Here is an 11,396-nt window from a genome sequence, read left to right as displayed (position 1 = left end):
TTGTTTCACCTTTACGTAACGTTTGCTTGTGTCCTACAACGATATTCGGACCACCAGCATGCTCGTAGAAAGCCGACTAAGCAAAGGTTTATTTGCGGCGCATCCGGTCTCGGACCTCGCGCATCGTGTGCGGGTGGATGCCGTCGGCCGCAAGCACCTTGCGCGTCTTGCGCCGCGTCGCCAGCACCCCGATGATCGCGATGATCCACACGGGAAACTGCACCAGCATCGCGACCCGGAAACTGTCGAAGTCGTAACCACCCATCGCGTCGAGAATCCACCCGATCGCCGCGATGACCAACAGCGATGCCAGGAAGCCGCCGATGTTGACCATCCCCTGAGCCGTCCCCAGATTGGCACTCGGATTGAACGTGCGGGCGAGGTCGAATCCGATCACCGACCCGGGCCCACCCACGGAAATCACCACGACGAGAAGAACGAGCAGCCACAGCGGCGCAGGTCCGGGCAGCGACAGCACGATGGCCCACATCGTGGCGTTGCTGACCATGATCGCCAGCACCAGCCAGGACCGACGCATCGGGTAGCGCCCGGTGAGCAAACCGAGCACGATGCCCGACGCCACCGCCGACAGCACCGACAACGTCAGCAGCGCTCCGGCCGTGGACGCCGACAATCCCTGAGCGGTGGTCATGTACGGCACACCCCACAACAAGGCGAACGTGGTGATCGAGAACTGGGTCCCCATGTGCGAGAAGAATCCGAGCCGGGTTCCCGGTCGTCGCCACACCTCGCCGATGGAGTCCAGCGTCTGCCGCAACGACGTCGGCTCCGGTTCCGGAACAGTGCTGTCGTCGGGACGATCTCGAATCAGAGCGAGTGAGAGGACGAGTGCGAGCAAACCCAGTGCCGCCGCGCTACCGAAAGCGAACGTCCACCCCGGCCCGTTCAACAGAATCAGAAACGGCACGGCCGAGAGCACCTGCCCGAGCTGACCCAGCAGCCCGGTCAACTGGGACACGATCGGCACCCGCCGCGGCGAGAACCAACGCGGCACCAGACGCAGGACCGAGATGAACGTCAGCGCGTCGCCGATGCCCACGAATGCACGTGCCGCCACCGCGACCGGCAGCGATTCGGTGAGCGCCAACGTGATCTGCGCCGACGCCATGATCAGCGCACCGGCAGCGATCATCTTGCGCGAACCGATCCGATCCAGCAGCACTCCGGCCGGAATCTGCATCGCCGCGTACACGACCACCTGCAGCACCACGAACGAGGACAACAGAGACGGGGAAATCGAGAACCGGTCCGCAGCGCTCAGCCCGGCGACCCCGAAGGCCGTCCGATGCAGCACCCCGATGACATACGCGAAGACGCCGATGCCCCACACCACCCAGACTGTCTTGCCAGTACTCACCGGACGATTGTGTCAACCACGCTGTGGAATGATCGGACCCGGTAGTTCGTAGAGCAGGAAAGCGAGTGACGTCATGGCCAAGCAAGTGCTGGTGCTCAACGGTCCGAACCTGAACATGCTCGGCACCCGCCAGCCCGAGGTGTACGGCCGCGCCACCCTCGCCGACGTCGTCGCCCTGTGCGAGAAGACCGCCGCCACACACGGACTCGACGTGAAAGCAGAGCAGTCCAACCACGAGGGACAGTTGATCGACTGGATCCACGAGGCACGCGGGGTGGCGTCGGGCATCGTCATCAACCCCGGCGGACTGACCCACACGTCGGTGGCGCTGCGTGACGCACTCGTCATCCCCGAGGTCCCGATCATCGAGGTGCACATCTCCAACGTGCACGCCCGCGAGGAGTTCCGGCACCACTCCTACGTCTCTCCGATCGCCAGCGGAGTCATCGCCGGACTCGGCATCGATGGATACCGATTCGCAATCGAAAGACTCGCAGTACTTGTCTGATACTGCACTTGTTCGACACAGCTCTCATCTGACACTCAGGTTGTCCTGCATAAACTGGTCGCCGTGAACACCAGCAACAAGGCATCGAGAGACGGCAGAGCGTCCAAGGACATCCGGGCAATGCAGAACGGCGACAAGAATCGTCGAACGCTGATCCAGATCGTCGTCGCGGTCGTTCTCATCGCACTCGTTGCAGCCATTGCTCTGTTCATCGTCAACAAGGATTCGACGTCGGGTGAGGCATCTCCCGACGCGAGTTCCACATCGGGCCCGCAGCTGACTCCCACGTCACTCACCGCGAACGGTGCCATTCGTTTCGGCAACCCCGATGCCACCACTGTCGTCAGCGTCGTCGAGGACTTCCAGTGCCCAGCCTGCAAGGCATTCGAGTCGGTCAGCGGATCGACTCTGCAGCAGCTGGCCGACGCAGGCAACGTCGCCGTCGATTACCGTCCCATCTCCATTCTCGATCGCTTCTCGAACGGCACGATGTATTCCACTCGTGCTGCGAGCGCGTCGATCTGCGTCGCCGAGAACGATCGGGACAGTTGGATGAACTGGCACAACTCGATGTTCGCCGAGCAGCCCGCCGAGAACGGCAACGGTCTGCCCGACGACAAGCTCGTCGAGATCGCCGCCGCAGCCGGTGCCGACTCCCCCGCCACCGCGTCGTGCATCACCGACGGCAGTTACACGGACTGGGTCACCACCCAGACGCAGACCGTCATCGGCGAGGGCGTCAACGGAACGCCGAGCGTCCGTGTCAACGGCACCGACGTCGCCACCCCGACACCCGAGAACATCCTCGCTGCCGCCGCGGCAGCCGGAAACTGAGCAGCAACCGGTAACCGACCATGAGAACTCGCGCCGGCGCTGCAGTCTTCACACTCTTCAGCGCACTGGGGCTCCTCGCCGCACTGACCCTGACGATCGAACGATTCAAGCTCCTCGAAGACGCGTCCTACGTTCCGTCGTGCAGCCTGAATCCGGTGCTCTCGTGCGGGTCGGTGATGGTCACGAAGCAAGCTGCGCTGTTCGGATTCCCCAATCCGATCCTCGGAATCGTGGCGTTCTCCGTCGCTCTCGTCGCCGGTATCCTGTGGCTCGGCCGCGTCGAACTCCCACACTGGTTCTGGCTCGGACTCAGTGCCGGTCTGCTGCTCGGCGAAGTGTTCGTGCACTGGCTGATCTTCGAGAGTCTCTACGAGATCGGTGCCCTGTGCCCGTACTGCATGGTGGTGTGGGCGGTGACGATGCCACTGTTCGTACTGGCGCTGAGCCGGCTGATCAGTACCGGCTCCAGTAATCCGGACGAACGCCCGGGCACGGTCGGCCGTCTTTTCCTCGAATGGCGGTGGACGCTGCTCGCCGTGTGGTACGCAATCGTCGTCGCGCTCATCGGAATCCGGTTCTCGGACTACTGGGCCTCGTTGCTCTGACAGTTTCGCAAAACTCATGAGTCGATCGGCTGCACCGTGCATGATGGTTGCAGCACCCGGGTGAGTCTGATCACAGCTCCTGGCTCGGGGAAGAACGATCGAGTAACAGGAGTCGAAGCATGGCAGGCGATCCCTTCGCAGTCATCGTTGCCGTCATCGTGTCTGCCGCAGGCGCAGTCGCCGGAACGGACGCCCCAGCTCCACTGCAGAATCAGGCGGTGAAGGATCAGGCAGCCGCGGTCGCTGCCGCTGCCGAGGACCAGGGCAAAACGATGTCCGATCAATGGGCAGACCTGATGGGCACCATGCCCGAACCCGCCGCCGACGTCGCAGACCGGACCCTGAACGACGCCGCCGAGGGACTGCACACCGCCGTCGAACCGATGCTGCCGGACCTGCCCGCGGTTGCCGAGATCGAGACGCCGGACGCTGCCGCAGCTGCAGGCGCTGCCGACACAGCTGCGCCGGGGGCGGTGTCCCCAGCTGCAGGGGCAGCCGTCACACAGGCTGCGATCACTGCCGGCGCCCCGCTACCCTTCAGTGTTTTTTCGTCGAATGCGGCATCCAGCGCCGTCGCCGGGCTCGCCACCGGCGCTCTGCAATTCGCCGGCCGGACGTACACCGCCGCCGACATCGCGACCCAGACGGCGTTCATGGCGTCGGCCGAAGCCATTCGGCGAGCACTGTTCCCCGGTCTACCCATCACGTTCACCGGCATCAATGTCGGTCCGATCGGTTTGGGCGCGGTGGGAGCGATCACCGCGTTCGTTCCGTGGTTGCAGAAGGCAGGCAACATCTGCGGCGGCGTCAAGGCCACAACGATCGCTGCACTCTATGCCGCCGAGAACGGATTTCGATACGGTCCGACAGCTCCGGTATCGAGCACCGGCGCACAGGGACCCGGCCAGTTCATGCCGGGAACCTGGGCAACCTACGGCAAGGACTACGACGGCAACGGCGTAGTCGACGTCAACAGCATCGGCGACTCGGTCATGGCGTCGGGAACGATGCTGTGCGACATCTACGGACAGGTCGACGGCTGGAAGCGCGACGGCAAGGTCTCGGGCGACACGACGGACCTGACCCTCGCCGGATACAACGCCGGAGCGGGCGCAGTGTTGCGCTCGGGCGGAATGCCTTCGGGGTCGGTCGATTACGAGACTCAGACCAAGCCCTACGTAGCGCGCATCCGGGCCACCGAGGCCCAGTTCGCGGCCATCCTCACTCCGTTCGCCGGGCTCGATCTCACCGGAATGGGCGGGCGGGCAGTGCAATTGGCGATGGATTACCTGGGCCTGCCGTACGTGTGGGGGGGCGGAAACATCAACGGACCGTCCGGCGGCGGATTCGACTGCTCGGGCCTGACGTCCTACGCACTGTTCAAGGCCTCGGGCGGAAAGGTCACCCTGCCGCGTACGTCGGAGACGCAGTGGAACGTGGGCACCGAGGTGCCGATGGCCCTCGCCCAGCCCGGCGATCTACTGTTCGGCAACTGGGGCGCGGCGGGCCCGGGACACGTGGCGATCTACATGGGCAACGGGCAGATGGTGCATGCGCCCACCACCGGTGACGTGGTGCGGGTGGCACCGGTGTTCGACGGGATGCGAGCTCGCCACATCCTCTGACGGGTATCACGTGGGTCCACCCGCGTACAGTGCGGACGTGACCAAGGCACGCGTGGAACCAGCCGGCTTCGACGACGAACTGGCACCCGAGCCGCCGCCCGGTGAAGGCTTCGAGACGAGCTGGCCAGTACGTACCGGCGACATCGACCCCAACAACCGACTCCGGTTCGACGGTGTCGCGCGCTACCTCCAGGACATCGGCACCGACAATCTCGACGCCACCCCTCTGGGTAAGACCGACCCGATGTGGATCGTGCGACGCACCGTCATCGACGTCTTCGAGCCCATCCACTTTCCCGACCGCGTGCACCTGCGGCGCTGGTGTTCCTCGATGTCGACGCGCTGGTCCAACATGCGGGTGGCGGTGACGACCCCCAAGGGCGGTCGCATCGAGACCGAGGGCTTCTGGATCAACATCAGCAAGGACACCGGCATGCCGACACGCATCAGCGACGGGGCACTGGAGATGCTGGCCAAGACCACCGATCAGCACCGCTTGCGCTGGAAGGCGTGGCTGACCGAACCGGTACCGTCGCAATCCCAGAGCGACATCGAATTCCCCTTGCGCGCAACCGATATCGACCCCTTCAATCACCTCAACAACGCGGCGTACTGGCACGCGGTCGAAGAACTGCTGGTGGACTTGCCGCACCTGGCCGCAGCGCCCCACCGCGCCGTCATCGAATACCTCACGCCCGTACTGGCGAACGAACGCGTGACGCTGCGTCACCGCTACGAGGGCGGAGCGCTGACCGTCTGGTTCGTCGTCACCGGAGCCTCGGGCGAACCGACGGTCCGGACCGTCGCCAAGGTTGCACCCAGGGCCTGACGATCGAGCTTGCCGCGCGGGGTACGCGGCAAACCGTCGACGATCGCGATGACGACGGGCAGACTCGGGTCGGGTAGCAACGAACGCAGGTGCCGCCGTATCTGCGCCACCGTCGGTGAAACATCCTGTGCTACAACCACTCCGGCGACCGGTATCTCCCCTGCTCGGTCATCGGGCAGGCCCAGAACTCCGGCATCGAGAACACCGGGGACCGACAACAGCGCCGCCTCGATCGGGGGCAACTCGACCGTGAGGCCGGCTCGAACGATCGTCTCGCTGCCGCGGCCGAGCAAGGTCAGCCGGCCCTGGTCGATGCTGCCGCGATCACCGACCGTCATCCACCCGTCGACCGGTCCGTCCGTCAGGGTGGTGTGCTCACCCACCCGACTCAGATAGCCGTCGAACAGCATGTCGCTGCGCACGTGCAGCAGTTCTCCCCTGGTCTCCACCTCGACGCCGTCGAACAGCGCTCCCTCGATCCCCGCGCCCTCGGACGTTCGACGGTCGTAGGAGACGAAGCTCAGTTCCGACGCGCCGTAGAAGTGCGTCATGGTCGCGTTCGGTAGCACCGTGGCAAGTGCCGCCCGACCCGACTGCGGCCATCGCGCCGCGGAAGAGAGCACCTCGCGGACGCTGGGGTACTGCACATGCGACCGCGCGATGTCCCAGGCGATCGTCGGTACCGAATACAAGTGTGTCGGAGCATCTTCGAGAGCAGCAGCCGCCGAGCGCAGGTCCACCGTCGCGCCGCGAGTAAGCCCGTGCAACGCACCGTAGAGAAAGTGCGTGTGATCGAGAGTTCCCGATGCAGACACTCTGTCGCCCGGACCGAGATCGAACAGAGAATCGGAACGGTCGAGCGTGGCCGCCCAGGACGCCTGATCACGAACGAACAATTTCGGTGGGCCGGTGGTTCCGGAGGTGATGCCCACGAGCAGTTCGGCGCTGCGTGCCGGCGGATCGACGCGCGCAACACGGTCGCCGGCGAGCTGCTCGGGTGCCAGCACCGCGTCGGCACCCCACCTGTGCAATCGTGCGTGCTGACGCGGATGCGCCACGATGAGCGACGGTGCAGTGACCGACATCGCGTCGACGAATTCGCCGGGTAGCAGATGCCGATGCAGCAGAACGACACTCACGCCGGCATGCATCGCGGCCGCGACGACGATCAGCGACTCGATGTCCGACGTCGGCAACACCGCGATGCGACGCATCCCGGCCATCGACCCGGCCGCACGTTCCACCCGACGCCACAGATCCCGGTACGTGATCCGACCGGTCGCGTCGACGATCGCGATGTCTGCCCGATCGCGGTGCTGCGCTATCCGCGCGGTGAGAAGATCACTCGTCATCTGCACCGTCGTCATCCACACCGTCGTCGTCCACACCGTCGTCGTCAACACCGCGCGCCACCAGAGCGTCGCCCATCGCATCGGCGGTACGGAGCGCACGCACCAACACCGGTGTGGCCAGGGCCGTCATCGACCACTGCAGGCCGCGGGCCTTTCGGGCCTGCGACACTTCCTGCACGATCGACGCCAACAACGGTATGCAGCGAATGGCAAGGGCGAGAAGCAAACCGATTCGATCCGGGTCGACGCCGAAGCGGCGGACGGGACCGAGGGCTCGGGTGACGGTATCGAGCATGTCGGTGACCCGGGTGGTCAGCGTGACCAACGCGGCCAACGCGACGGAGACGATCAGCACTCCGCAGACCACCACTGCGCGTTGCCAGGTGGTGATGATCACCTGGAACACGCCAATGATCAGCAGCATCCACAGCACCGGACGTAGTTGCGCCAGAGCTACTTTCGCAGGGATGCGGGCGACCGCGAACAGTACTGCGACCATTACGGCAACCACGCCGACCTCGAGCGGTGTGCGTGCGAGAATCACCGTCGCCAGAATGGCAACGATCAGCGCCAGCAGTTTCGATCCCGGACTCATCCGATGCAGCAACGAATCACCGGGGCGGTAGAGACCGATCATCCGATCAACTCGCGGTAGGCCGGGACCGCGGCAGCCGGGGTGCCGTCGAATGCAATTCGCCCGTCGTCGATGACGATGACGCGCTCGAAACCGTCCAGCAATGCCAGCTGATGAGTCACGACGATGACCTGTTGGTCCATCGAATTCAAGGCGTCTGCGACGACGCGGCCGTTACGCAGATCGAGCAACGTCGTCGGCTCGTCCGCGACGATCACCTCCGGCCGCCGGATGAGGACGGCCCCGATGGCGAGCAACTGCTTCTGTCCACCGGACAGCAGGTGAGCAGGGTGGTCGCGGTGCCGATCGAGTCGAAACCGGACAAGCATTTGGTCGACACGCTCGGCCACCTCGGTCTTGTTGAGCCCGGACCTCCGTAGCGAGAACGCGAGATCCTCTGCGACGGTGGGCATGACGATCTGAGAGTCGGGATCGGTGAACACGAAGCCGACCTTCTTGCGGACCTGCGCGCCCTTCTTGGCCGCGTCGATTCCGTCGACCGTGACCCGGCCGGTATCGGGCTTGATCAACCCGTTGATCATGCGGGCCAGCGTGGATTTTCCCGATCCATTGGACCCGATGATGCCGATACGGCGTTCGTCGAATTCGAGATCGATGCCGCGCAACACTTGCCGCTCGCCGAAGGCGTGAGAGATGTTCTCGAAGGCGACCGTACTCATGACACTCTCTCCACCAGCATTGCTATTCCCTGCCCGCCGCCGATAGCGCAGGCCGCCAACCCCAGCGCGGGGCCTCCGGGCTGCAGCATACGAGAGAGCAACCGCACCAACAATATTGCGCCCGACGCTCCCCACGGATGCCCCATTGCGATGGCACCACCGTCCGGGCAGATGCGGTCCTCGTCGATGCCGAGCTCGTCTGCGACGGCAAGCACGACCGACGCGAAGGCCTCGGTGATCTCGACTGTTTCGATGTCACTCAGCGCCACCCCGGTGCGGGCGAGCAGTTTGGCGATCGCGGGTACCGGTCCCAGCCCGGGAAGGGCAGGATCGGACCCGGCAACAGCGCTGCCGAGAATGCGCAGCGCCGGCATGCCCGCGGCGCGGTCGAGGGTGGTGACCGCCAGAACGGCTGCGCCGTCGGAGATTCCACACGAGTTGCCGGCGGTCACGGTCCCGTCCGTGCTGAACGTGGGGCGCAGCCTGCCCAGGCGCTGCGTCGTCATGTTGGGCCGAATGCGCTCGTCGGTAGCCATGTTGTTCACAGCCACGATTTCCGCGGAGAAGTCGTACGCTGCCGCTCGGGCGAAAGACCGTGCGGCATAGGCATCCTGGCGTTCGCGACCGATCCCACGACGCCGCGCGAGATTATCCGCCGCAACACCCATGTCCGGGTCGTCGAAACCGTCGGGCGCGAACGGCGCTCGGGTGTAGCGGACCGGCTCCGCGTCGCCGACGGGCGGCCAGAACCGCCACGGGCTGGTACTCGCAGATTCGACTCCCCCGGCCAGAATCATCGTCTCGTCGCCGCTCCGGATGCGCGACGCGGCCTGGGCGAGCGCGTCCAACCCGGATCCACACTGCCGATCGACGGTGACCCCGGGGACGGCGAACCCGAGCCCGGCACCCAACGCCGCCACTCGGGCGACGTCACCGCCCGGGCCGAGGCAGTTGCCGAGAATCACGTCGTCGATCGGAATACCGAGCGGATCGATCTCTGCAGCAACAGCTTTCAAAACCGGTACCGCCAAGTGAGGTGCCGTGACATCGGCGAACCCGTGCCCCGCGATACCGATGGCGGTCCGTTTACCCGCAACAACAACGGGTGTGGGCGTCACGCCAGTGCTCCTCTAGCTAGCAGTGCCCCGCGTGCGATTTTTCCGCTGGCGGTGCGGGGCAACCGCTGTACCACCGTCCACCGCCTCGGTAGTGCCTCTTTGGTCATGATCGCTCGGGCATCGGCGCGCACCACGTCCAGATCGCGTGAACCGTCGAGTTCGAGGACGGCAGAGACGGTTTCGCCGAGAATGGAGTGCGGGGTCCCGATCGCCGCGGCGGCGAGGACGCCGTCGATCGAGACCAGAATTCGCTCGACGTCCTCGGCGATCACGGTGGTGCCACCGACGTTGATCGCCGCATCTCCGCGCCCGTGGACGACGAGTTCCCGGCCACGCACGTCGGCCAGGTCGCCGACGGCGAACCAATCACGTGCACTCGAGGCGGCGTAGGGGGACCGCACGAACAGGTATCCGTCGTCGGTGCGCACCTCGACGTCGCGAAGCAGTACCAATGACGGCTGCTCACCCACGACCCTCGCTGCGATCAAGGACAACTCGGCGGCCCCATAATATTCGACCAGTCTCACGCTGTCCGGAACAGACTGAGCTGCAACGGAGTCCAGCATCGTTCCAGCAACGACCGCAATCCGAAGGTGCGGCATCCGCGGAGCGACGTCCCGCAACACAGCGGGGACCGCATGTACCACCGTGGCCCGCGCACGGTCGTCGGTGACACAGGCACCGAGCCACAGCGCATGAAGTGCCGCGAACAGATGCATCGTGGCGTGCGGGGGTCCGGTGATCGCTACCGAATCGGTGGGACGGATGCCGGTGATGTCGGTGAACTCGGCGAAGCTGTCGACCCACGACGCCGCGGTCCGCGCGAGCGGCTTGGGCCTGCCGGTGGAACCGGAGGTTGCAACCAGCAGGAAGGCGTCGGGATCGGGGTCGCCGCTGCGTTCGGGCCTGGCGGCCGGGTCCTCGACATGCACGGCGCTCCCCTGCCGAGCCGCCGCGAGAACGCAGACCAATGCGTCCGGCAGATCCAGTGCTGATGCGTCGTGTGATTGGGCGTGTGCCGGGAGGTGAGGCCACTGCTCGACGGCGGCGTCGAGTTCGGCGTAGGTGAGACTGCGACCGCGCCAGACGATGGCGGTGTCCTGGTCTCGACCTCCCAGCGTAAAGGTCACCTCTTGATCAGTCCCGGGTAAGCGCGGTGCACGCTCTTGGCGACGACCGTGGCGACGACGACCTTCGCGATGTCGCCGGGCAGGAACGGTCCGTTGGTGGTGATCGCGGCCCAGAGCCCGACGTCGGTGCGGAGCAGCAATCCGATGGTGCCGAAGATGTAGATGACGAGGATTCCGCCGACGGCGTTGATCAGCAGTCCGAGCACGATCGAGTACTTCGGCAGGATGCGGGCGGTGAGCCAACCGATGATCAGCGCTGCCGGAATCCAGCCGATCAGGTATCCGACGGTGGGGCCGGCCATCGCCGCGAGGCCGGTGCGTCCGCCCGCCAACAGCGGCAGGCCGATCATTGTCAGGGCGAGGAACACGAGTACTGCGGCCGTGCCCTTGCGTGGTCCCAGAACTGCGCCGGCCAGGATGATGCCGAGGGTCTGCAGGGTGATCGGGACTCCGGAGAAGCCCACCGTGATCGATCCCGGCAGTCCGAGCGCGGCGATGAGCGCCGCGAACACCGCGATCTGCGCCATGTCGCGGGCGGAGACGTTCATTCGACCGACCTTACGGCTCGGCGGGCGAGTACTGCTGTCGATACCTGACACGGTGGCTCCTCGAGGAAGGGGCGATCACCTGCCCCAGATACTTGAACGGCGTTCAAGGTAGCAGGTGCGTGGCCCTGACCACCTATCGGGCACCGGCAGTCCCG

Annotated in this window: 12 protein-coding genes; 5 read left to right on the top strand and 7 right to left on the bottom strand. The window is 65.4% G+C overall.

Going from position 1 to position 11,396, the window contains the following annotated elements:
• Positions 1 to 88: 88 nt before the first annotated feature.
• Positions 89 to 1,378: an MFS transporter gene (locus AB0P23_RS15525; RefSeq protein WP_222072591.1), complete on the bottom strand. Its 1,290-nt coding sequence runs from the start codon at positions 1,376 to 1,378 to the stop codon at positions 89 to 91.
• A gap of 73 nt (positions 1,379 to 1,451) precedes the next feature.
• On the opposite strand from AB0P23_RS15525, the gene aroQ reads away from it, so the two are divergent.
• The 5 genes from aroQ (at position 1,452) to AB0P23_RS15500 (ending at position 5,779) form a co-directional block, all read left to right on the top strand.
• Entirely contained in the window at positions 1,452 to 1,886 is a 435-nt protein-coding gene (gene aroQ, locus AB0P23_RS15520) for a type II 3-dehydroquinate dehydratase (RefSeq protein ID WP_032375401.1), read from the top strand.
• Positions 1,887 to 1,949: 63 nt separating this feature from the next.
• Positions 1,950 to 2,720 carry a thioredoxin domain-containing protein gene (locus AB0P23_RS15515; RefSeq protein WP_032375400.1) on the top strand — a complete coding sequence of 257 codons (771 nt, stop codon included), beginning with the start codon at positions 1,950 to 1,952 and terminating at the stop codon, positions 2,718 to 2,720.
• A gap of 20 nt (positions 2,721 to 2,740) precedes the next feature.
• The gene (locus AB0P23_RS15510; protein WP_032365300.1) at positions 2,741 to 3,325 is read left to right on the top strand and encodes a vitamin K epoxide reductase family protein; all 585 of its coding nucleotides are present in this window, start codon (positions 2,741 to 2,743) and stop codon (positions 3,323 to 3,325) included.
• A 119-nt stretch (positions 3,326 to 3,444) separates the two neighbouring features.
• Positions 3,445 to 4,950 (top strand): NlpC/P60 family protein, encoded by a 1,506-nt coding sequence (locus tag AB0P23_RS15505; protein ID WP_363798114.1) that lies wholly within the window; start codon positions 3,445 to 3,447, stop codon positions 4,948 to 4,950.
• A gap of 37 nt (positions 4,951 to 4,987) precedes the next feature.
• The gene (locus AB0P23_RS15500) at positions 4,988 to 5,779 is read left to right on the top strand and encodes an acyl-ACP thioesterase domain-containing protein (protein ID WP_363798111.1); all 792 of its coding nucleotides are present in this window, start codon (positions 4,988 to 4,990) and stop codon (positions 5,777 to 5,779) included.
• Here AB0P23_RS15500 and AB0P23_RS15495 read toward each other — a convergent pair.
• The 6 genes from AB0P23_RS15495 to AB0P23_RS15470 are packed head-to-tail and all read right to left on the bottom strand — an operon-like array spanning position 5,683 to position 11,292.
• Positions 5,683 to 7,212, bottom strand: a complete 1,530-nt coding sequence (locus AB0P23_RS15495) for an AMP-binding protein (protein ID WP_363798108.1) — start codon at positions 7,210 to 7,212, stop codon at positions 5,683 to 5,685. The two genes, AB0P23_RS15500 and AB0P23_RS15495, sit on opposite strands and share 97 nt — an antisense overlap.
• Positions 7,121 to 7,768, bottom strand: a complete 648-nt coding sequence (locus AB0P23_RS15490; RefSeq protein ID WP_027498186.1) for an energy-coupling factor transporter transmembrane protein EcfT — start codon at positions 7,766 to 7,768, stop codon at positions 7,121 to 7,123. Before AB0P23_RS15490 ends, AB0P23_RS15495 begins: the two co-directional genes overlap by 92 nt.
• On the bottom strand, positions 7,765 to 8,445 hold the full coding sequence (locus AB0P23_RS15485; protein ID WP_363798105.1) for an ABC transporter ATP-binding protein: 681 nt from the start codon (positions 8,443 to 8,445) through the stop codon (positions 7,765 to 7,767). The genes AB0P23_RS15490 and AB0P23_RS15485 overlap by 4 nt, the downstream gene beginning before the upstream one ends.
• Positions 8,442 to 9,563: a thiolase family protein gene (locus AB0P23_RS15480; RefSeq protein ID WP_363798102.1), complete on the bottom strand. Its 1,122-nt coding sequence runs from the start codon at positions 9,561 to 9,563 to the stop codon at positions 8,442 to 8,444. The genes AB0P23_RS15485 and AB0P23_RS15480 overlap by 4 nt, the downstream gene beginning before the upstream one ends.
• Positions 9,560 to 10,693 carry an AMP-binding protein gene (locus tag AB0P23_RS15475; protein WP_363798100.1) on the bottom strand — a complete coding sequence of 378 codons (1,134 nt, stop codon included), beginning with the start codon at positions 10,691 to 10,693 and terminating at the stop codon, positions 9,560 to 9,562. Before AB0P23_RS15475 ends, AB0P23_RS15480 begins: the two co-directional genes overlap by 4 nt.
• Positions 10,690 to 11,292: a biotin transporter BioY gene (locus AB0P23_RS15470; RefSeq protein ID WP_174557291.1), complete on the bottom strand. Its 603-nt coding sequence runs from the start codon at positions 11,290 to 11,292 to the stop codon at positions 10,690 to 10,692. Before AB0P23_RS15470 ends, AB0P23_RS15475 begins: the two co-directional genes overlap by 4 nt.
• Positions 11,293 to 11,396 lie beyond the last annotated feature (104 nt).

The sequence above is a fragment of the Rhodococcus sp. NPDC077669 genome, assembly GCF_040686915.1.
In the GTDB taxonomy this organism is placed as follows: Bacteria; Actinomycetota; Actinomycetes; order Mycobacteriales; family Mycobacteriaceae; genus Rhodococcoides; species Rhodococcoides fascians.
The sequence above is the reverse complement of the archived record's forward strand: the minus strand, read 5'-3'. Positions and strand labels throughout refer to the sequence as shown.